The sequence below is a fragment of the Streptomyces sp. NPDC048270 genome (assembly GCF_040652335.1).
In the GTDB taxonomy this organism is placed as follows: domain Bacteria; phylum Actinomycetota; class Actinomycetes; order Streptomycetales; family Streptomycetaceae; genus Streptomyces.
Genome location: NZ_JBEZLV010000043.1, coordinates 26,245 through 47,484, shown reverse-complemented (window position 1 = coordinate 47,484; position 21,240 = coordinate 26,245). Strand labels below are relative to the sequence as shown.

At 72.5% G+C, this 21,240-nt stretch carries 14 protein-coding genes and 6 tRNA genes; 8 read left to right on the top strand and 12 right to left on the bottom strand.

Annotated features, from left to right (window positions below; all coding sequences use genetic code 11):
• Positions 1 to 203 precede the first annotated feature (203 nt).
• Together trmB and AB0D66_RS28870 are read left to right on the top strand one after the other, a co-directional pair.
• Complete coding sequence (trmB, locus tag AB0D66_RS28875) at positions 204 to 1,028, top strand: tRNA (guanosine(46)-N7)-methyltransferase TrmB (protein WP_362309660.1); 825 nt, start codon at positions 204 to 206, stop codon at positions 1,026 to 1,028.
• Positions 1,029 to 1,128: 100 nt separating this feature from the next.
• Positions 1,129 to 2,562 (top strand): PrsW family intramembrane metalloprotease, encoded by a 1,434-nt coding sequence (locus AB0D66_RS28870; protein ID WP_362309657.1) that lies wholly within the window; start codon positions 1,129 to 1,131, stop codon positions 2,560 to 2,562.
• Here AB0D66_RS28870 and AB0D66_RS28865 read toward each other — a convergent pair.
• The 3 genes from AB0D66_RS28865 to AB0D66_RS28855 all read right to left on the bottom strand — a co-directional run bounded on the left by AB0D66_RS28865 (position 2,471) and on the right by AB0D66_RS28855 (position 5,268).
• Positions 2,471 to 3,502 carry a M23 family metallopeptidase gene (locus AB0D66_RS28865; RefSeq protein ID WP_362309671.1) on the bottom strand — a complete coding sequence of 344 codons (1,032 nt, stop codon included), beginning with the start codon at positions 3,500 to 3,502 and terminating at the stop codon, positions 2,471 to 2,473. The two genes, AB0D66_RS28870 and AB0D66_RS28865, sit on opposite strands and share 92 nt — an antisense overlap.
• Positions 3,503 to 3,805: 303 nt before the next feature.
• Entirely contained in the window at positions 3,806 to 4,900 is a 1,095-nt protein-coding gene (locus tag AB0D66_RS28860; RefSeq protein WP_362309669.1) for a PP2C family protein-serine/threonine phosphatase, read from the bottom strand.
• 294 nt (positions 4,901 to 5,194) lie between these two features.
• Positions 5,195 to 5,268, bottom strand: a tRNA-Met gene (locus AB0D66_RS28855).
• 303 nt (positions 5,269 to 5,571) lie between these two features.
• On the opposite strand from AB0D66_RS28855, the gene AB0D66_RS28850 reads away from it, so the two are divergent.
• A complete protein-coding gene (locus AB0D66_RS28850; protein WP_362309654.1) occupies positions 5,572 to 6,837 on the top strand; it encodes a hypothetical protein in 1,266 nt (421 codons plus the stop codon).
• 122 nt (positions 6,838 to 6,959) lie between these two features.
• Here the strand turns inward: AB0D66_RS28850 and AB0D66_RS28845 are convergent.
• The 6 genes from AB0D66_RS28845 to AB0D66_RS28820 all read right to left on the bottom strand — a co-directional run bounded on the left by AB0D66_RS28845 (position 6,960) and on the right by AB0D66_RS28820 (position 14,140).
• A tRNA-Lys gene (locus tag AB0D66_RS28845) sits at positions 6,960 to 7,032 on the bottom strand.
• A gap of 76 nt (positions 7,033 to 7,108) precedes the next feature.
• A complete protein-coding gene (locus tag AB0D66_RS28840; protein WP_362309652.1) occupies positions 7,109 to 9,475 on the bottom strand; it encodes a hypothetical protein in 2,367 nt (788 codons plus the stop codon).
• 162 nt (positions 9,476 to 9,637) lie between these two features.
• Complete coding sequence (locus tag AB0D66_RS28835; protein WP_362309649.1) at positions 9,638 to 11,983, bottom strand: DEAD/DEAH box helicase; 2,346 nt, start codon at positions 11,981 to 11,983, stop codon at positions 9,638 to 9,640.
• A 953-nt stretch (positions 11,984 to 12,936) separates the two neighbouring features.
• Complete coding sequence (locus AB0D66_RS28830; protein ID WP_362309646.1) at positions 12,937 to 13,311, bottom strand: CrcB family protein; 375 nt, start codon at positions 13,309 to 13,311, stop codon at positions 12,937 to 12,939.
• The gene (locus tag AB0D66_RS28825) at positions 13,308 to 13,793 is read right to left on the bottom strand and encodes a CrcB family protein (protein WP_362309643.1); all 486 of its coding nucleotides are present in this window, start codon (positions 13,791 to 13,793) and stop codon (positions 13,308 to 13,310) included. The genes AB0D66_RS28830 and AB0D66_RS28825 overlap by 4 nt, the downstream gene beginning before the upstream one ends.
• Complete coding sequence (locus tag AB0D66_RS28820; protein ID WP_030012899.1) at positions 13,790 to 14,140, bottom strand: metallopeptidase family protein; 351 nt, start codon at positions 14,138 to 14,140, stop codon at positions 13,790 to 13,792. The genes AB0D66_RS28825 and AB0D66_RS28820 overlap by 4 nt, the downstream gene beginning before the upstream one ends.
• A 126-nt stretch (positions 14,141 to 14,266) precedes the next feature.
• Here AB0D66_RS28820 and AB0D66_RS28815 point away from each other — a divergent pair.
• The 3 genes from AB0D66_RS28815 to AB0D66_RS28805 all read left to right on the top strand — a co-directional run bounded on the left by AB0D66_RS28815 (position 14,267) and on the right by AB0D66_RS28805 (position 14,550).
• Positions 14,267 to 14,339, top strand: a tRNA-Glu gene (locus AB0D66_RS28815).
• Between the two features lie 38 nt (positions 14,340 to 14,377).
• Positions 14,378 to 14,451 (top strand) — tRNA-Asp (locus tag AB0D66_RS28810).
• 22 nt (positions 14,452 to 14,473) lie between these two features.
• Positions 14,474 to 14,550: transfer RNA gene (locus AB0D66_RS28805), tRNA-Phe, on the top strand.
• Between the two features lie 38 nt (positions 14,551 to 14,588).
• Here the strand turns inward: AB0D66_RS28805 and AB0D66_RS28800 are convergent.
• The 3 genes from AB0D66_RS28800 to AB0D66_RS28790 are packed head-to-tail and all read right to left on the bottom strand — an operon-like array spanning position 14,589 to position 16,733.
• On the bottom strand, positions 14,589 to 15,440 hold the full coding sequence (locus tag AB0D66_RS28800) for a cytochrome c biogenesis CcdA family protein (RefSeq protein ID WP_362309640.1): 852 nt from the start codon (positions 15,438 to 15,440) through the stop codon (positions 14,589 to 14,591).
• Positions 15,437 to 16,327, bottom strand: a complete 891-nt coding sequence (locus AB0D66_RS28795) for a thioredoxin domain-containing protein (protein ID WP_362309637.1) — start codon at positions 16,325 to 16,327, stop codon at positions 15,437 to 15,439. Before AB0D66_RS28795 ends, AB0D66_RS28800 begins: the two co-directional genes overlap by 4 nt.
• A 55-nt stretch (positions 16,328 to 16,382) precedes the next feature.
• Entirely contained in the window at positions 16,383 to 16,733 is a 351-nt protein-coding gene (locus AB0D66_RS28790) for a hypothetical protein (protein WP_362309634.1), read from the bottom strand.
• 111 nt (positions 16,734 to 16,844) lie between these two features.
• Between AB0D66_RS28790 and hrpA the strand changes: the two genes are divergently transcribed.
• Positions 16,845 to 20,768, top strand: coding sequence for an ATP-dependent RNA helicase HrpA (gene hrpA, locus AB0D66_RS28785; RefSeq protein WP_362309631.1), 3,924 nt, complete (start codon positions 16,845 to 16,847; stop codon positions 20,766 to 20,768).
• A gap of 81 nt (positions 20,769 to 20,849) precedes the next feature.
• Positions 20,850 to 20,923 (top strand) — tRNA-Asp (locus tag AB0D66_RS28780).
• Positions 20,924 to 21,240: the final 317 nt, after the last annotated feature.

Sequence of the window (21,240 nt, the reverse complement as noted above, 5' to 3'; positions counted from 1 at the left end):
CCGTGACCGACGAGTTCGACCAGATCGTGGAGGCCAAGGAATGAGCAGCGACGTGGCCGTGCTGGCCCTCAAGCCGGCGCTGGAGGCCGTCCTCACGCCGGGTGCGGCGGGGCGGGACCGGTCCGGGGCCTGTGGTGCTGCGGAGGTGCGCGGCGCCGCTGGGGCGGCGGCGGCCCGGCCCTCCGTCGTAGAATCTCGGCATTGTGTCTGAGTCCCTGAATCCCCAGCCGCCCAGCCTCCCGGACGCCGTTCCCGCGCCCGCGCCGGAGGCGAACGCGTACGTGCCGCCCAAGTGGCGGACCGAGCCCCGCTTCCCCGACGGGCCCTCCCCGGACCCGGCCGGCTCGCACCACGAGCGGCGCATCCGGAGCTTCCAGCCCCGCCGCAGCCGGGTCACCACCGGACAGGGCGAGGCCCTGAAGCGCCTGTGGGGTACCTGGGGCCTGGACATCGACGGCCACGAGGTCATCGACCTGAAGACCCTCTTCGACGGCCTGCCCGTCGTCCTGGAGATCGGCTTCGGCATGGGCGAGGCCACGGCCCAGATGGCCGCCGCCGACCCCTCCACCGGCATCCTCGCCGCCGACGTGCACACGCCCGGGCAGGGCAACCTGCTCGCCCTCGCGGAGCGGAACGGGCTCACCAACGTCCGCGTGGCCAACGGCGACGCCATCATCCTGCTCCGCGAGATGCTGCCGCCCGACTCCCTGGCCGGCATCCGCGTGTACTTCCCGGACCCCTGGCCCAAGGCCCGCCACCACAAGCGCCGGCTGATCCAGCCCGAGTTCCTCACCCTGGCCGCGACCCGACTGGCCCCCGGGGGCGTGCTGCACTGCGCGACCGACTGGGAGCCGTACGCCGAGCAGATGCTCGAAGTGCTCACCGCGCACCCGGACTTCGAGAACATCCAGGCCGACGGCGGCTATTCGCCGCGGCCCGACTTCCGGCCGCTCACCCGCTTCGAGGGCCAGGGCCTCGACAAGGGCCACGTGGTACACGACTTGCTCTTCCGGCGCACGGAGAACTGACAACGTCACCGCGCGTGTCAGACCCGCTCTGTAGGGTCATGGTGTGTTCCGAGCGCTCCCCGCTGTGCTCGCACGCCCGTCGGGCAGGGTCCGCACGTGCGTGCTCCTCGCTCTGCTCGCCGCCACCGGGATCGCGATCCTCGAACTCGTGCGGGAGCAGACCGGTACCCCCGGCTTCTTCGTCGGTCTGGGTCTGGCCCTGCTGCCGGTGCCGCTGCTCATGGCGGCCTTCCGGTGGCTGGGCCGGGCCGCGCCCGCGCCCTGGCCGCAGCTGCTGTTCTGCTTCGGCTGGGGTGCCTGCACCGCGGCGCTGATCGCGATACTGGCCAACAGCTTCGCGACCGAGTGGATAGCCGCGGCCACCGCGGACCCCTCCGACGCCGACCAGCTCGGTTCGGTGGCGATCGCGCCGGTGGTGGAGGAGAGCGCCAAGGCAGCGGCCCTGCTCCTCGTCTTCGTCTTCCGCAGACGGCAGTTCACCGGGCCCGCCGACGGCTTCGTGGTGGCCGGCTTCACCGCCACCGGCTTCGCCTTCACCGAGAACATCCTCTACCTCGGCAACGCCTTCGACGAGGACCTCGCCAAGGGCACCGGCATGCTCAACTCCGTGACGGCCGCGACCTTCTTCGTCCGGATAGTGGTGTCGCCGTTCGCGCACCCGCTGTTCACGGTGCTCACCGGGCTCGGTTTCGGCGCGGCCGCGGTCAGCGCCGGCCGGGGGCGCAGGATCGGGCTGCCGCTGCTCGGCCTCGCGCTCGCCATGGGCCTGCACGCGCTGTGGAACAGCTCCTCGCGGCTCGGGGAGTACGGGTTCTACGTGGTCTACGGCTGCGTGATGGTCCCGCTGTTCGGGCTGCTGCTGTGGCTGGCCGTGCGGATAAGGCGCCGTCGCCTGCGGGCCGTCGCCGGGGAGCTCGCGGTGTACGCGGCGGCGGGCTGGCTCGGTCCGGCCGAGGTACCCGCCCTGGCTTCGATGCCCGCCCGGTCGCTGGCCCGCACCCTGGCCCGGCGCAGCGGGGGCCGGGCGGCGGGGCGTGCCGTCGCCCTGTACGAGGCGGATGCGGCGGCCCTGGCCCTCCTGCGGAACCGGGCGCGCCGCGGCGGCCCGGGGCACGAGCCGGACTTCGCGGGACGGGAGCGGGAGCTGCTGGACCGGCTCTGGCTGCGCCGGGCGACGGCGGGTCCCGCGCTGGCCCGGGCGGCGGCCATGGAGGAGCTGCTGCCGCCGTGGTTCGACCCCCTGCCCCGGCCCGCCCTTGCCCCGGAGGCGGTGCTGACCGGCATGCCGTCGCCGCGACGGGCCAGCGACGCCAAGAGGGTCGGTGCCAAAAGGGTCGGTGTCAGGAAGGACGGCGTCAGGAGGGGCGACGCCGGATTCGACTCCGACTCCGGCTCCGACTCCGACTCCGACTCCGGCTACGGCTCCGGCTCCGGTGCGGGCCTCAGACGTTCAGGCCCTTGGAGGTCAGCCACGCCAGCGGGTCCACCGTCGAGCCGCCCTTGCGTACTTCCAGGTGGAGATGGGGTCCGGTGACGTTGCCGGTGGCGCCGACGCGGCCGATGGTCTCGCCCGGGGAGACCGTGCCGGAGGTCACCGACATCGAGGAGAGGTGGCAGTACCAGACCTCCGTCCCGTCCTCGAGCTCCAGCACGATCCGGTAGCCGTACGCCCCCGACCAGCCGGCCGAGGTGATCTTCCCGGCGGCCACGGCCTTGGCCGGGGTGCCGGTGGGGGCCGCGAAGTCGAGGCCGGTGTGGTGGCCGGAGGACCACATGGAGCCCGCGACCCCGTAGTGCGAGGTGAGGGTGTAGGCGGAGGTGGGCAGGGAGTAGCTGCCGGCCGTCTTGGCGGCGCGTTCCTGCTCGGCCTTGGCCGCGGCGGCCTCCTCGGCGGCCCTGGCCTCCTGTGCGGCCTTCGCCTCGGCGGCGGCCTTCGCTTCCTCGGCCGCCTTGCGCACGGCCTCCGCCTTGTCCCTGGCCTCCTGGGCAGCGGTCTCCCGGGCGGCCCGCTCGGCCTCGGCCTGTGCCTGGGCGGCCGCTGCGGCCTGCTGGGAGTCGGCCTGCTGGAGGATGCGGTTGCGCAGCACCTCGCCGGGGTCGGCACGGCGGTCGGACTGCTGCGGGATGATCCCGGCCGTCGCGGCCGCTCGGGCCGACTCCCCGGAACCGGCCTCCGTTTGCCGGACGTTGTCCCCGGTGATGCCGGCGGCGGAGTCGCCGGACATCACGTCGGGCAGCGACGGCATGGATATCGCGACTTGGGGCCGGTCCTGGGCGGTGGCGATGCCACTCGCGCCCACCGCGGCGATCACGCCGACGCCGAGCACGGTGGAGCTGCGGGCGAGTCCGCCGCGCTGCTTGGCCACGCGGTGCTTCCCGCGGACCGCACGGACCGAATCCTCGGTGGGATTCCACTCGCCCCAGGCACCCGCGGCAGGCGGCTCCTGGCTTTCGATGCCTTCGGGGGCAGGCAAGTTGGAGGCCACCGGGGCACACTCCTATTGACGCGATCGCGCACGGCGCCGTCTCTTGCGACGGCTGGGAAGACCGCACTGCGTTATCGAAAGGTAATAGACGCAGGGGAGTGATTCCAAGCTGTTGCGATGGATCGTTCTCAGCAATCGGCCACTCCCTGAGCTGCTCTGGCCAGGGCTTTTCGCCTGAGATCCGGATCAACTCGGGCAAAATTCAGGCGATTCCGATATCACTTCAGCCACAACTGGATCATGACGATCCGTCAGTCACCTTGCGGAGAGCGGCCTACCGCTCACCCACCGTCACAGGCCGTCGTCGCGGCGCACCACCGGCACGGTCCGCCGGCGCTCCGGCTCCCCCTCGCGCGGCCGGCCCACCGCCAGCAGCGCCATGTCGTCCGTCGCGGCGCCCCCGGTATGCCGGCGCACATCGCTGCTGAGCGCCCCGAGCAGCTCCTCCGGGCCGGGGAACACCCGCCCGCGCAGCCGGTCCGCCGGATCGTAGAAGGCCCCCGCCCGGTCCCGGGCCTCGGTGACCCCGTCCGTGAACAGGAGCAGTGTGGCACCCGCGGGAAAGGCCCACTCCTCGACCCGGCCCGGCCGGCCGTCGAGCTCGCCCAGGCCGAGCGGCACGGCGGGCTCCTGCGGGCCGAGCGCCAGCAGCTCCCCGTCGGCGTGCAGCAGCAGCGGCTCGGGGTGGCCCCGGTTCAGCAGCCGCAGTACGTGCGCCTCCGGCGGGATCTCCCCGAGCACGCACGTGGTGAACCCCTCCACCGCGTCCAGGCTGTCGCGCCGGGTGCCCTCCCTGGCCAGGGCCCGCTCCAGCCGCTGGGCCAGCTCGTCCAGCGTCGGCTCGGTCTCGGCCGCCTCCCGGAAGGCCCCCAGCACCACCGCCACCGCTTCCACCGCGCCCAGCCCCTTGCCCCGTACGTCACCCACCGCCAGCCGCACTCCGTACGGGGTCTCCTGGACGGCGTACAGGTCCCCGCCGATGAAGGCGTCCGCCTGCGCGGCCTCGTACCGGGCGGAGACGTGCAGGCCCCCGATCCGCTCGGCGGGCGTGGGCAGCACCGCCCGCTGCGCGGCCTCGGCGATGCCGCGCGCGGAGGCCAGCCGCTCGCCGCTGCGCCGCACCACCCGGTTGATCAGGAGTGCCAGGCCGGACACGGTCACGACGGTGACCAGCTCGGTCAGCGCCTCCACCTTCCAGGTGGTGCCGTGGTAGAGGTGCAGCACGACCACCGCGAGCGAGGCCAGCGCGCCGGTCAGCGCCGTGGCCCGGAAGCTGAACAGCGGGGCGGCGATCAGCGGGGCCGCCGAGAAGAAGGGGGATCCGGTGAAGTTGGGCGGGGTCAGCATGTCGAAGGCCAGCCCGACGATGATCAGTACGGTCGGCATCACCCGGGCCACCTGCCGGGCCGCACCGCTGCCGGCGCCGTCCGCGCGCTCGCGCCCCCGGTCGCCGTTGCCCTCCCGGCCCAGCCCCACCACGCTGCCCTCCTGCCGCCCGGTCGCTCCCACGGGTGCGGGCCGGCCACCGCCTCGCCCCTCAAGGGTGGCGGCACCGGGGCCCGTACGGCGACCCGGCCGCGGCCGATCGGGTGACGGACCGCGAGAGGGAAGACCGTGAGAGGGAAGACCGGAACACGACGAAGGCCCGGTTCCCAAGGGGAACCGGGCCTTCGTACTGAGTAGCGGGGACAGGATTTGAACCTGCGACCTCTGGGTTATGAGCCCAGCGAGCTACCGAGCTGCTCCACCCCGCGTCGGTAAACACAACTCTACGCCATCCGGGGGGACGCCTCCGCCAATTAACCGCCACCCCTCCCCCGCAACCCCCATAACCCCAGGTCAGGACGGTCCAATCGACCCAGAACCGGGCACCCGCGGGTCGAAGATCATCTCTGTTGCACGCCGGTGACACTGCGGGGATCGTTCCGGGATCGGCCGCGGGCGAAGATTCACCTGTCGCCAAGGCCGCGGGGAACACGAACCGGCCGGAAGCACCAACCACACCGACCGGCTCGGCGCTCTGCCGAAGCCCTTGTGATTCCTGGGGGGAGTCCACCATGTCCGTTCGCACCGCAGCCGCCATCGCAGTCGTCGCCGGCGTTGTCACCACTCTGCTGCCGCTCTCGGCCACCGCCGCGTCCGCCGCGCCCACCGCCGACGGCAGCCCGGTGCTGCGCACGGAGATGGGCACCCCCGTCCCGAACGGTCCGCTGACCCGCGGCGGGGTCACCGAGACCTTCGACCTCACGGTGAAGAACCCGACCGGCAAGGCCGTCACGTACAAGCCGTGGATGCTCCTGGACCCGACCGGTCCGAGCCGGCTCCAGCACGACGACGTCGTCTTCAAGGTCGACGCGGTGGACGCCCCGGCGACCAAGTCCTCGATCGGGCAGCAGGACGGCGAATGGCAGGGCATGTTCTACCCGGCCGCCGGCGGCGAGGGCGGGCAGGGCGGCTTCGACATCCCCGCGAACGGCAAGATGACCTGGAAGGTCACCCTGGGCCTCGGCGCGAACTACCCGACCAACAACGGCGACTTCAACCTCCGCGCCGCCAGCTACAACAACTCGGTCGCCGCCGACGGCACGGGCTCCCACCTCTTCAAGGTCGGCCCGCAGATCAAGGCCGGCGAGCTGAAGACCTCGTTCACGCAGGGCCTCGCCGACATGGGCGGCCAGGAGCGCCGCGCGTACTGGGACCTGAACTACCAGGCCACCGGCGACGGCGCGTTCGCCACCGGTCTCGCGAGCACCCTGAGCCTGTCGCACCCGGGTGAGGACAAGGCCGACTTCCGCGTCCAGGCCATGATCGACGGCCGCTGGCAGGACCTGAAGGCGAAGGACAGCCGCTACACGCTGCCCGAGATCCCCAAGGGCTTCGGCGCGGCCTCCGGTGTCCGCACCCTGCCGCTGCGGATCAACCTGGGCCAGGACACCGAACTCAAGAAGAAGACCGCCATCACGATGGAGGTCGAGGTCTCCCACTCCGCGGGCAACACCTTCCCGCTCAAGTCCGGTTACGTGCAGTTCCCGCTCACTCCGAACACGGACCCGGTGCCCTCGCCGTCCGGCACCCCGACCCCCTCCACCTCCGCCACGCCCACCAAGGCCCCGGCCACTGCCCCGGCCGTCCAGCCGGCCGCGGCCACCTCCTCGGCCGCCGCCGCGGGCAACGCCCACACGACGAGCACGGGTTCGGGCTCGCTGGCCGCCACCGGCTCCTCGGGCACGGGCCTGTACGCCGGGCTCGCCGGCGCCCTGGTCGCCCTCGGCGCGGCCGCCGCCTGGCTCGGCGCCCGCCGCCGCCGCAACGCCTCCGCCTGATCCACCCGGCCGCGCCCCCGACCGGCCCGGCCCCCGCACGACGAAGCGCCCCACCCGATCACCTCGGGTGGGGCGCTTCGTCGTACGGGCCAGCGGGGTTGTCCCCGGCGGGCCCTGAGCAGTAGGCCATGTCGGACTCGAACCGACAACCAACGGATTAAAAGTCCGCTGCTCTGCCAATTGAGCTAATGGCCCTCGGCGTGCTCACCCCAGAGCATAGCCGGACAGCGCCGGTCAGCCGATCGGGTATCGACTGACCGGCCTGTCGGGGTCAGCGGACGGGCGGGCGCACCACGCGGGACGGGGTGCCGGTGACCTTCATCGAGCCGCTCGTGCGCAGCTCGGGGGTCTGGCCGTCGGCCGGGCGGGCCGTCAGGGTCCACTCGTAGTCGCCGGTGTGGAGGTAGGAGCCCCACTGGTTCTTTCCGTCCCAGGCCGGCGCGATCAGGCCGCGCGCCTCGCCGCCGGAGCGCACGACCGTCGAGATGCCCGAGGTCTTGTTGCGCACCGTCAGCTGCCAGGAGGAGACCGGCTTCGACAGCCACCAGCGCGAGGACCAGCTCTGCGCGCTGCGGAAGTCGACCGCGGCCGGCGCGTCCTGGTCGATCACCGCGAGCGGGGAGGCCTTGCCGGTGACGCCGACCACGTGGACGGTCTCGCCCGCGTCCGTGTAGGCCAGCCGGCCGCCGAAGCGGTCCACGGTCCAGTCGCTGCCGTACTTCTTCAGGGGCTGCGCGATCTCGCGCTCCTTCACCGGCGCGCCGGAGCGCAGGTTGTAGACCTCGAGGCCGGTGTCCGTCCGGTGCGCGACATAGCCGTCGCCGAGCCTGGCGGCGTCGCCCGCGGGGGTGAAGGGCAGCGGGATCCGCTTCTTGGACGGCAGGTGGAAGGCGGAGGCGCCGGTGCCGCCCGCGGAGCAGGTGAAGTACAGCCAGTCGCCGCTCGCCTGGAGCTCGTACGGGCGGCAGCCGAGGTCGACCCGCTGGGTGACCCTGCCGGTGCGCAGGTCGGTTCCGGTCACCGTGCTGTCGTCCTCCCGGTCCCACAGGGTGGATCCCCACAGGGTGGCCGCCGAGGAGGGCCTGACGTCCAGGAGCTTGCCGGCGTCGATGTCGGCCAGCACCATCCGGGAGTTCCTGTTCTCCGTGGCCGAGAACATCACGTACCGGCCGGAGGCGCTCTCGACCAGGTACGACGACATCGCCTCGGTGCCGGACAGGGGCACCTCGCGGACCGAGCCGCCGGGGCGGGTCTCCCGTACGTTCAGCACGGTTCCGCAGAGGCTGCTGCCGCAGGCGCCCGTGTCCGTGCCCATGGCCGAGAGCGAGACGATCCGGCCGTCTCCCGTCGGGACGGTCCAGCCCGGGATCTCGCCCCGGGGCGCGCAGAGCCGGTGGTCCGTCGTTTCCTCGCAGCTCCAGGCGGGAGTCTGCCCGGCCGGGGACGTCCCGGACACGGGCAGGTCGTAGCTGTGGAGGCTGCGGGCGGGGTTCTCCTGGCCGGTGAGGAGCCGGCCCTGGGCGAGGCTGAGCGTCACCCGGTCCGCGGGGTCCGGCGGCAGGTCGATCACCTTCGTCAGCGCCGGGGCGCCGTCGGGGCCGGGGGTGATCCGGTACATCGCCCAGTGGCTGGAGTCGGTGCCTCCGGCCAGGTAGGCGGAGCCGTCCGTGCCCGTCTTCATGCCGCGCCACGAGGACCGGGCGAGGAGGGTGCGCGCAGGGCCGCCGTTCACCGGTACGGCGGTGACGGCGTTGCTCGTCGCGTACGAGTCGTGCGCGACCAGCCAGTCTCCGACGGGCTGTACCTCCCCGTACAGGGTGGAGGTGGTGGCGCTGCGGGTCACGGACAGGTCGGCGCGTGAGCGCACCGTCACCGTGCTGGATCCCCTCGTGCGCAGCGAGACCCACTGGTAGCCGAGGGCGTAGTCGACGGAGCCGAGGTCGGTCGCGCCGTCCGGCAGGGCCAGCGGGGTCAGCGTCGCCGTGGCGAAGTCGAGCAGGGCGAGGGTGGCCTGGCCGGCGGCGGACCGGTAGGTGATCAGTGCGCCCTTCTCGTCGGAGGTCCGCACCCAGAAGCTGTGGCCCGCGATGCGTTCCGGGGCGCTGACGGTGACGTCCTTGCGCGGTTCCCCCTCCCGGCCGATCAGGTGCAGGGTGAGCCTGTCCTGCGCGTCCTTCTCGGTGGCCAGGACCTGCGTCGGCGAGTAGGTGCCCGTCCAGGACAGGCCCGCCGGGACGGCGAGGGTCTCCCGGTGGCCCGTTGACTGGTCGTGCAGGGTCAGCGGTCCCGGGGTCGTGCCCGACACGGCGCGGTACTCGCAGCCCACGGTGTCGCCGATGCTCAGCCACGGGCCGTGGTAGGGCCCCGAGTCGCAGTCCGCCTGCGGCGTTTCACGGCCGTCCGCGAAGCGCTTCCAGTACAGCCCGCGCCCGGGTGCGGGCAGCGTCACGCCGTTCGGCCCCGCGGCGAAGACCATCTTGTGCGACGGCTCCTGATGCGGTAGCGGAGCGACCGTCAGTTCGCCGGCTGCCGCGGGTCCGGCTGCCGCGGGTCCGGCGGCGGCCGGTACGGCGGTGAGGGCGCCGATCCCCGTGGCCAGTGCGAGCGCGGCGGCGCCCAGCACACGTGACCGTTTCATGTATTACTACCCCCCAGATGAAGCGCCGGGGGTGGTCGCGGTGTCGCGTTGCCGTGCCCCCACCGCAAAGTCCGGATCGTAGCAACACGCGACAGGGCCCCCACGACCAGCTCGGATCCGAGTGGTCGTGGGGGCCCTGTCAGGGGTTCAGCTCAGCTGCGGTCAGCCGTTGCGCTTCCAGCGCGGCTTGTCGTCGCGGCGGCCGCCGAAGGAGCCGGTCGAGCCGGAGCCCGACGGGCGGTGGTCGTCGCGGCGGCCGTAGGGGCGGTCGCCGGCGCCGCCGGAGCGGAAGCCACCGGACGGGCGGTCGTCACGACGGTCGCGGTTGAACGGGCGGTCGCCGCCACCGGAGCGGAAGCCGCCGCCGGAGGTGCGGTCGTCACGGTTGTACGTGCCGTTGCCCGTGGCCGGACGGTCGCCACCGGAGCGGAAGCCGCCCGACGGACGGTCGTCACGGCGGAAGCCGCCACGGTCGCCACCACGGTCGTCACGGTTGAAGCCACCCGAGGGGCGGTCGTCGCGACGGAAACCGCCACCCGCGGGACGGTCGCCACCGGAGCGGAAGCCACCCGACGGACGGTCGTCACGGCGGAAGCCGCCACGGTCGCCACCACGGTCGTCACGGTTGAAGCCACCCGAGGGGCGGTCGTCGCGACGGAAACCGCCACCGGCGGGACGGTCGCCACCGGAGCGGAAGCCACCCGACGGACGGTCGTCACGGCGGAAGCCGCCACGGTCGCCACCACGGTCATCGCGGTTGAAGCCACCGGACGGACGGCCACCGCGGTCGCCGCGGTCGTCACGGCGGAAGCCGCCACCGTTACCGCCGCGGTCGCCACCGCGGTTGTCGCGGCGCTCGAAGTTGCCGCGGTCGTCGCGCTGGGCGCGCTGCTCCTCGCGGCGCTCCTGCGCGGCCAGTTCGGCGGCAGCGGCCGCGGCAGCGGCCGCGACCTCGGCCTCGGCGGCCTCGGCCACCTCGGCGACAGCGGCCTCGGGGTCCTCGCCGCGCTCACGCGCGGAGCGGGCGACCAGGCGGTCGGCCTCCTCGCGCAGCTCCACGGCGCGGCGCGACAGGCGCTCGAGCTGCTTGGTGAGCTCGGCGACCTCGCGCTCGGCCTGCTTCGCGGCGTTGTTCGCGGAGTCGGCCTGGACCTCGGTGAGCGAACGGGCGCCGGTGATCTCGGCGACCTCGGGCTCGAAGGCGCCGGCGCCCTGGACGATGTGGCGCGAGGCGTCGACGCCCGCGTCCTCCATCAGGCGGAAGATCTGGCGGCGCTGGTGCGGCAGGGCCAGGGAGACCACGACACCGGACTTGCCGGCGCGGGCGGTACGGCCCGAGCGGTGCAGGTAGTCCTTGTGGTCGCCGGCCGGGTCCACGTTCAGGACCAGGTCGATGCCGTCGACGTGGATGCCGCGGGCGGCGACGTCGGTGGCGACGAGCGCGTTGACGTAGCCGTCCTTGAAGTCGGCGAGGACGCGGGTACGGGCGCCCTGCGTCATGCCGCCGTGCAGCGCGTCGGCCTTCACGCCGGCCTCGACGAGCTGCTCGGCGATGCGGTCGGCGCCCAGCTGGGTGCGGACGAAGATGATGGTGCGGCCCTTGCGGGCGGCGATGGCGGCCGTGACCGGCGCCTTGTCCTTCGGCTTCACGACGAGCACGTGGTGCGTCATGGTCGTGACGTTGCCCTGCGCGCTGTCGACCTCGTGCGTGACGGGGTTGGACAGGTAGCGCTTGACCAGGGTGCCGATCTCGTTCTCCATGGTGGCGGAGAAGAGCATGCGCTGGCCGCCGCCGGGGATCTGGTCGAGCAGCTCGGTGACCTCGGGCAGGAAGCCCAGGTCGGCCATCTGGTCGGCCTCGTCGAGGACCGCGACCGAGACGTTCTCCAGGGAGCAGGCGCCGCGGTTGATGATGTCGCGCAGACGGCCCGGCGTGGCGACGAGGACGTCGACACCGCGCTCGAGGGCGTAGATCTGGTTGCTCATCGAGGTACCGCCGCAGACGACCTTCATCTTCAGGCCGAGCACGTCGCCGTAGGGCTGGAGGGCGTCCGCGACCTGCATCGCGAGCTCACGGGTCGGCGTGAGGATGATCGCGCGGGGCTTCTTCTTCTCGGTGAAGCCGCCGGCCAGCGTGGCCAGGGTCGGCAGGCCGAAGGAGAGGGTCTTGCCGGAGCCGGTGCGGCCGCGGCCGAGGATGTCCTTGCCGGCCAGGGCGTCCGGGATGGTCGCGGCCTGGATCGGGAAGGGGGTGGTGACACCGTTCTGCGCGAGCTTGCGCACGACGCCCTCGGGCAGACCGAGGTCCGCGAAGGTGATCGTGGGCTCGGCGTCGGCGTCGGACTCGTCGTCGCCCTCGGCGTCGACGGAGTCGATGGACTGGTCGGTCGTCACGTCGGCCTCAAGGGCCTCGATGGTCTCGTCGACCACAAGGGTCTCTACTGCGTCGACGATCTCGTTCGAGTCGTTCTCGGGCATGACGGCACGGTCAGAACTGGAAATGGACATGCGAAATGCGAAACCTTCCGGAGTCTCGGCACGCGCCCAAACTCCGTGAATCGCAAATCGACCGCCTCAATGCGGTCAGCCACGGCTAGGGAGAGTACGCGCCACACGGCGCTCTTCGGATTCGGCGCCGGGCAATGGGATCAAACGATCTATAACCATACGCACCCTCCCCCGGGTCTGGCAAGTCGCTCCGCCAAGATGGGCCCTGACCTGCACGGATGACCTGAGCCCGGGAGCGGGAGGGAGCGGGGAGGAAGCGGCGGCGGACCGGACTGCGGGGCCGGAGCGGCGCCCCGGCTACGACCCCGCCGGGGTGCTCGGCTCCGGCTGCGGGCTCGGCGGCGGCGTGGGTTCCGTCACAGGAGGCGTGGTGGCCGGCGGCTCCGGAGTGGGGCTGTGCGACTGCTGCCCGCCCCCCGGCCCCCCGGAGCCGGAGCCACCCGATCCGCCCGATCCCCCGGAACCCGATCCGCCGGATCCGCCCGCCCCGCCCGCGCCGCCCCCGGAGGGCTCCTGCGGCCCCTGGCCGCCCGCCCCGCCGCCCGGGCCCGCCGACGGCGAGGGCACCCCCGGTTTGCCGTTCGTCGCCCCCGGGCTCGGCGAGCCCCCGGTCGCGCCGGACGCCTTGCCGTCCTCCTTGGGCCTGCCGTCCTGGCTCCCCGTACCGTCCTTCGCGCCGTGCCCCTGGCCGTGCGCCCCCGACCCGCGTCCGGCCGCGGACCCCCCGCCCGCCGCGGCGCCGCGGCCGTCGGACGAGGAGGAGGGCCCGGGCTTCGCCGAGTCCTCGCCGACACTCATGCAGCCCGCCGTCGCCGCTACCGCGAGCGCGGTGACGGCCAGTCGGAGGGAAGCGGACAACTGGCGCACGAGGGCACCTCCGAGCCTGAGGGGTGAGCGGTCCGCATGAGCGGGTCAAACAGCCCAACTCCCTTCGGCCCGTAAGGGACACGCCCTCAGCCGAACAGCTGCCGCGCCACCTGCGAGCCCAGGTGCACGGCGCCCAGCCCCACCAGCACCGATGCGGCGACGTTCGCCGCAGCGAGGAACTTCCAGCCGCGCTCGGCCAGCCGCAGGGTCTCGTACGAGAAGGTCGAGTACGTGCTCAGCGCACCGCACAGCCCCGTCCCCAGCAGCAGCTCCAGCCGGCTGGAGGAGGCCCCGGCCAGCAGCGCTCCGGCCAGCACCCCCAGCAGCAGGCAGGCGGCCGCGTTGACCACGAACGTGCCCCAGGGGAACGGCGAATCGTGCCGCGCCTGCACCGCACGGTCCGTCAGATACCGCAGCGGCGCCCCGACCACCGCTCCCGCCACCACGAGCAGCCAGTTCACCGGGCCGCCGCCCGCCCCCGCACCGCGCGCCGCGTCACCGAGGCCGCCGCCCACACCCCGCCGAGCGCCGCGGCCACCGTGAGCCCGGCGTACGCCAGCGCGGTGCCCGCCTCCCCCTCGTCCAGGAGCCGCGAGAAGTCCAGCGCGTACGTCGAGAAGGTGGTGAAGCCGCCCAGGATCCCGACCCCGGCGAAGGGCCGCACCAGCGGATGCGGCGGCCGCCTGCCGCCCTCGCTGATCAGCACCATCAGTACGCCGATCAGTGCGCTGCCCGCCGCGTTGACCACGAGGGTCGCCCACGGGAAGGCCCCGGGCCCGGCCGGCCACAGCAGGGAGATCCCGTACCGCGCCGAGGCCCCGAGGGCCCCGCCCGCCGCCACCGCCGCGAGCACCCGGCCCTGCGGCTCGGCGGCCTGCGCGGCCACGCGCAGGTCGACGTCCGGGTCGATGGCCTCGCCGCCGGGGACGGCCGGCCGGGTCATCCGTAGCCCAGCGCGTGCAGCCGCTCGTCGTCGATCCCGAAGTGGTGGGCGATCTCGTGCACCACGGTGACCTCCGTCTCGGCGACCACGCTCTCCCGGTCCTCGCACATCCGCAACGTGGGGTTCCGGTAGATCGTGATCCGGTCCGGCAGGACCCCGGCGTACCACTCGCCGCGGTCCGTCAGCGGGGTCCCCTCGTACAGACCGAGCAGCTCGGGGTCGTCGGCGGGCGGTTCGTCCTCGACGAACACCGCCACGTTGTCCATCAGCCGCGTCAGCTCCGGCGGGATCCTGTCCAGGGCCTCTGCGACGAGCTCTTCGAACTCCTCGCGCGTCATCTCCAGCACCGGGCCATTGTCCCCCCGGCGGGGCCGCCTCCCGCTTGCCGGGGGAAACCGTTTTGGCGATAGCTCCCCGGATCCCATATGCTTCTCACGTCCCCGACGCGCTGGAAAGTGCCCGGCGGGCCTTTAGCCCTCATCGTCTAGTGGCCCAGGACGCCGCCCTTTCAAGGCGGTAGCACGGGTTCGAATCCCGTTGGGGGTACGCATTACCGTGTGCAAGACTTGTCTCGCACACTGCAAGGTCCTGTGGAGCAGTTGGTTAGCTCGCCACCCTGTCAAGGTGGAGGTCGCGGGTTCAAGTCCCGTCAGGATCGCTGAAGCCGGAAACGGTTTCGTGGCTGGGTAGCTCAGTTGGTACGAGCGATCGCCTGAAAAGCGATAGGTCGCCGGTTCGACCCCGGCCCCAGCCACCATCAAGAAGGCCCCGTCCATCGGACGGGGCCTTCTGTGGTTACTCGGCCTCCGCCGCCCCCGCCGTCTCCTCCGTACGGGTCCTGCGGCGCCACTGCACCAGGGCGACGGCCGCCGCCCCCGCCGCGACCAGGCCGAGCAGCGCCCAGTCCGGGACCCCGTCCGCCACCGACCGGACCCACGCCTCCACCGCGAACGAGTCGTCCACGTCCAGCAGCCCGGGCAGCGCGCTCGCCCCGTCGAAGACCAGGAACACGGCGCCCAGGGCGATGAAGAACAGCCCGGACAGCAGCGAGGTGGTGTGCAGCTCGAAACGGCCCGCCGAGAAGGCCCGACCGCGCAGCCAGCGCCGCCGGCCGAGGTCGAACCGCTCCCACAACAGGGCCAGCAGGAACAGCGGCAGGGCCATCCCCAGGGCGTAGACGGCCAGCAGCAGGCCCCCGTAGACCGGGCTGCCGCTGACCGCCGCCACGGTCAGCACGCTGCCCAGGATCGGGCCCGCGCAGAATCCGGCCAGCCCGTAGACCGCGCCGAGCGCGTACACCGACAGGGCGGTCGTCGGCCGGATCCGCCCCGACAGCTCGGAGGCGCGCTTCGAGGCGAAGCCCAGCCCGAGGATCTGGGCGAGCCCGAGCGCGATGATCAGCCAGCCGCCGGCCAGGACCAGCCCGTCGCGGTTGCCGTGGAAGAACCGTCCGGCGTACGAGCCGGCCGCCCCCAGCGGTACGAGCGTGGTCGCGAGGCCCGCGTAGAAGATGCCGGTGCGCGCCAGCAGCCGCGACGTGGAGTCGATCGAGTACGCGAAGAAGGCGGGCAGCAGCAGCGCACTGCAGGGGCTGAGCAGCGCCAGGAGGCCGCCCAGCAGGGCGGCCAGGTATCCGATGCCGGTCACGGGCGGGCCGCCGCCTTCGCCCGGGCGATGGCGGCGGTGAAGGCGTCGAGGGGCTGGGCGCCCGCGATCGGCTGCCCGTTGACCAGGAACGACGGGGTGGAGGTCACGCCGATGCGGTAGCCCTCGTCCTGGTCCTTCTTCAGGGCCGCCGCGGCCTGTTCGCCGGCCATGTCCTTCTTGAAGCGCTCCAGGTCGGGGACGCCCGCCTGCTCGGCCAGCTCCACGAGGCGGGCCTCGCCGAAGCCCTTCTCCTTGGCTCCGTCGGCGTAGGCGGCCGCGTGGAAGGCCGCGAACCGGTCCTGTTGCCCGGCGGCCCAGGCGGCCTTGGCGGCGGCCTCGGAGTCGGCGCCGAAGATCGGGAAGTTGCGCCACTCGATGCGCAGGGTGCCGTCCTCCACGTACCTGCGGACCAGCTCGGGCTCGGTGTCCCGGGCGAACTTGGCGCAGTAGCCGCACTTGAAGTCGGAGTACTCGATCAGTACGACGGGGGCGTCGGCGCGGCCGACGGCGAGCTTGTCGCCCGACTCGCGGCGGGCCAGCGCCTTCAGCTCGGCGGCCGGGTCGGTGCGGGGCGCCGCGGAGGCGCCGGAGCCGGCGGAGGGGCCGTCGGTCGAGGCGGTGGAGGCCTGCCAGGAGACGAGGCCGAGGGTGAGCGCGGCGAGGGCGACCCCGGCGGCGATGTGCAGGGGCTTGTTCGACTTCCGGCCGGGCTTGCCGGGCCGGCCGGACGCGGCGGGCCGGCCGGACGCGGCGGGCTTGCCGGACACGGCGGGCTTGCCGGACACGGCCGGCTTGCCGCTTTCGGCGGGCTTGCCGCTTTCGGCGGGCTTGCCGCTTTCGGCGGGCTTGCCGTCCTTGGCGGGCCGGCCGGGGGTGGGCGTGGACATGCGTGCTCCAGGGCTGCGGGCGGTGAGGTGGACCGGTGGGTGGCGACCGGCCCTCCTAGACCCGCATCACGGACAGCTCCAGCGGGCCGGGCGCCGGCTGGTCGGGGCCGCGTACGAGGATCCGTACGGGTATCGCCCGGCAGTCCCAGGCCCGGTCCGCCGCGAGCCGCCCTGCGGCCGGGACGTGGGCGTGGGACGGGTCCGCGGCGCGGGGCGGCACGGCGGGCGGACGACCGTGGTCCCCGGGGCCGGGGGCGCAGGACGGGCCCCCGCCCGCGTACGCCACCGCGTGGGCCGGGACGGCCGGCGGCGGGGCCGGCTGCGATGCGGCGGCCGGCAGCGCACAGCCCACCAGCAGGGCCAGTACGGCGCCGAGCAGGCACCACACACGGCTGCGGCGGGACAAGGTGGGCTGCCTCTCACTCGTACGGCCGGTGCACTCGTCCCGAAATGGTACGGGTCCGCCCCACAAATGCGTTCGCCACCCGGCGGCCCCGGGTGAGATCCTCGACCAGGTATGTCTACTTCCTTCGCCGCCCTGCAGACGCTTCTCGGTGAGATCTCCCTCCGCGACGCGCACCGTCTTGGCCGTCGCCTCGAGGGCGCCCGCCGTATCCGCAAGCCCGAGGCCAGGCAGGCCGTGCTCGACGAGATCGCCGCGGAGGCCGCGAAGGCCGCCGAGCGACTGGCCGGCCGCGCCTCGCGGATGCCCGAGGTCACCTATCCCGAGAACCTGCCCGTCAGCCAGAAGAAGGACGAGATCGCCGAGGCGATACGCGACCACCAGGTCGTGATCGTCGCGGGCGAGACCGGCTCCGGCAAGACCACGCAGATCCCCAAGATCTGCATGGAACTGGGCCGCGGCGTCCGGGGCATGATCGGGCACACCCAGCCCCGCCGGATCGCCGCCCGCACGGTCGCGGAGCGCATCGCCGAGGAGCTGAAGTCCGAGATCGGCCAGACGGTCGGCTGGAAGGTCCGCTTCACCGACCAGGTGGACCAGGACGCGACCTTCGTGAAGCTGATGACGGACGGCATCCTGCTCGCCGAGGTCCAGACGGACCGCGAGCTGCGCGCGTACGACACGATCATCATCGACGAGGCCCACGAGCGGTCCCTGAACATCGACTTCCTGCTCGGCTACCTGGCCACGCTGCTGCCCAAGCGCCCCGACCTCAAGGTGGTCATCACCTCCGCCACCATCGACCCGGAGCGGTTCTCCCGGCACTTCGGGGACGCGCCGATCGTCGAGGTCAGCGGGCGGACGTATCCGGTGGAGGTGCGCTACCGGCCGCTCCTGGAAGAGGACTCCGAGGAGAGCGACCGGGACCAGATCACCGCGATCTGCGAGGCCGTGGACGAGCTCCAGTCCGAGGGCGCGGGCGACATCCTGGTCTTCCTCTCCGGAGAGCGCGAGATCCGCGACACGGCGGACGCGCTGAACAAGCGGAATCTTCGCTTCACCGAGGTCCTCCCCCTGTACGCGCGGCTCTCGCACGCCGAGCAGCACCGGGTCTTCCAACAGCACACGGGCCGCCGGATCGTCCTCGCCACGAACGTGGCCGAGACCTCCCTGACCGTCCCCGGCATCAAGTACGTGATCGACCCGGGCACCGCCCGGATCTCCCGCTACAGCCACCGCACCAAGGTGCAGCGCCTGCCGATCGAGCGGATCTCGCAGGCCAGCGCCAACCAGCGCAAGGGCCGTTGCGGCCGCACCAGCGACGGCATCTGCATCCGGCTCTACTCCGAAGACGACTTCGACGCCCGGCCGGAGTTCACGGACGCCGAGATCCTGCGCACCAACCTGGCCTCCGTCATCCTCCAGATGACCGCCGCCGGCCTCGGCGAGATCGAGAAGTTCCCCTTCATCGACCCGCCGGACCACCGCAACATCCGCGACGGCGTGCAGCTGCTCCAGGAGCTCGGGGCGCTCGACCCGGCGGAGAAGGACCCGAAGAAGCGGCTCACGCAGATGGGCCGCCAGCTCTCGCAGCTGCCCGTGGACCCGCGCCTGGCCCGCATGGTCGTGGAGGCGGACAAGAACAACTGCGTCCGCGAGGTCATGGTCATCGCGGCGGCCCTGTCCATCCAGGACCCCCGCGAGCGGCCCTCGGACAAGCAGACCCAGGCCGACCAGAACCACGCCCGCTTCAAGGACGAGACCAGCGACTTCCTCTCGTTCCTGAACATGTGGCGCTACGTGCGCGAGCAGCAGAAGGAGCGCGGCTCGTCCTCCTTCCGCCGGATGTGCAAGCAGGAGTACCTGAACTTCCTGCGGATCCGCGAGTGGCAGGACATCTACTCGCAGCTGCGCACGGTCGCCAAGACCATGGGGATCCACGTCAACGAGGCCGACGCGCCCGAGACGAGCATCCACATCTCCCTGCTGGCCGGCCTGCTCTCGCACATCGGGCTCAAGGACACCGACAAGAACGAGTACCTGGGGGCCCGGTCCGCCAAGTTCGCGATCTTCCCGGGCTCGGCGCTCTTCAAGAAGCAGCCGAAGTTCCTGATGTCGGCGGAGCTGGTGGAGACCTCGCGGCTGTGGGCCCGGGTCAACGCCAAGGTGGAGGCGGAGTGGGTCGAGCCCCTCGCCCAGCACCTGATCAAGCGCACCTACAGCGAGCCGCACTGGGAGAAGGACCAGGCGGCCGTGATGGCCTACGAGAAGGTCACGCTGTACGGCGTACCGATCGTGGCGCAGCGGAAGATCAACTATGGGCGGATCGACCCCGAGGTCTCGCGCGAGCTGTTCATCCGCAATGCGCTGGTCGAGGGCGACTGGCGGACCCACCACAAGTTCTACGCGGACAACCGCAGGCTCCTCACCGAGGTGGAGGAGCTGGAGAACCGGGCCCGGCGCCGCGACATCGTGGTGGACGACGAGACCCTCTTCGACTTCTACGACCAGAAGATCCCGGCGCACGTGGTCTCCGGGGCGCACTTCGACTCCTGGTGGAAGCACAAGAAGCGCGAGGAGCCCGAACTCCTCGACTTCGAGCGGGAGATGCTGCTGACCGAGAAGGCGGCCGGGGTCACCAAGGCCGACTACCCGGACACCTGGCGGCAGGGGCAGCTGAAGTTCCGGGTGACCTACCAGTTCGAGCCGGGCGCGGACGCGGACGGTGTCACCGTGCACATTCCGCTCCAGGTGCTGAACCAGGTCACCGACGAGGGCTTCGACTGGCAGATCCCGGGCCTGCGGGAGGAGGTCGTCACGGAGCTGATCCGGTCGCTGCCGAAGCCGATCCGCCGCCACTACGTCCCGGCGCCCAACTTCGCCGGCCGCTTCCTGGACACGGCGGTGCCCCTGCAGGAGCCGCTGCCGGTCACGCTGGCGCGCGAGCTCCAGCGGATGGTCGGGGTCCCGGTCTCCGCCGAGGACTTCGACCTCGGCCGGATCCCGGACCACCTCAAGATCACCTTCCGGATCGTCGACGAGCGCCGCAAGAACCTCGCCGAGGACAAGGACCTGGAGGCGCTGAGGCTGCGGCTGAGGCCGAAGGCCCGCCAGGCCCTCTCCAAGGCCGCCGCGGCCACCGCCGAGCGGGCGGGCGGGGAGTCGGTGGAGCGGACCGGGCTGACCGACTGGACCATCGGGACGCTGACCAAGGTGTTCGAGACCCGGCGGGCCGGCCAGCCGGTGAAGGCGTACCCGGCGCTGGTGGACGAGGGCGCGACCGTCTCCGTACGGCTCTTCGACACCGAGGCCGAGCAGCAGCAGGCGATGTGGCTGGGCACCCGGCGCCTGATCCTGCTGAACATCCCGGTGAACCCGGCGAAGTTCGCCTCGGACCACCTGACGAACCAGCAGAAGCTGGCCCTGTCCAGGAACCCGCACGGCTCCATCCAGGCGCTGTTCGACGACTGCGCGACCGCGGCGGCCGACCGGCTGATCGCCGACCACGGCGGCCCCGCGTGGGACGAGGCGGGCTTCCGGAGGCTCTACGAGGCCGTCCGCGCCGACCTGGTGGACACGACCGTGCGGACGATCGGGCAGGTCCAGCAGGTGCTGGCCGCCTGGCAGGCCTGCGAGCGCCGCCTGAAGGCCACGAACAGCCTGGCGCTGGTCGCCAACCTCCAGGACGTGAAGACGCAGCTGGCGGCCCTCATGCCGGCCGGCTTCGTGACGCTCACCGGGCTGCGCAGGCTGCCCGACCTCATGCGCTACCTGGTGGCCGCGGACCGGCGGCTCCAGCAGATGCCCACCGGCGTCCAGCGGGACACCACGCGCATGGAGAAGGTGCACGAGATGCGGGACGAGTACGCGTGGCTGCTGGAGCAGTTGCCGAAGGGCCGGCCCGTGCCCGCGGCGGTCACCGACATCCGCTGGATGATCGAGGAACTGCGCGTCAGCTACTTCGCGCACGCCCTCGGGACGGCGTATCCGATCTCCGACAAGCGGATCGTGAAGGCGGTGGACGCGGCGGCCCCGTGACCGCTCGCGGGCTCCGGTTCGACTGCACCCCCTGAGCTGCGGTACAGTCTGATTCGCAGCCGCCGAGCGGCCGCAAATCAAGGACCTGTGGAGCAGTTGGTTAGCTCGCCACCCTGTCAAGGTGGAGGTCGCGGGTTCAAGTCCCGTCAGGTTCGCAGAAACGTCAGGGCCCGTATCCCCCAGGGGATGCGGGCCCTGACGCGTTGGCGGGGAAATCCGCCGGGCGGCCTTGGGGGCTCCCGGCCTCCGCGGACTGCTCGGGGCCCGCCTCTCGACCCAGAGGTCCACCGGCGCCGCACGGGGCCCTCCGGCGCCCGTTCCGGCGTCCAGGGCGCCCAGGGTGTCCAGGGCGGTCCTGGCCGCCGCAGACGACCCGCCGACCCGCTCCGCCGCGCCCCGGCCCGCCGCGTTCGGTCGACCCCCGGCCGACGTCCTCCCATCCGCACGAGAATCCCCCGTTCGGATGAAGCGC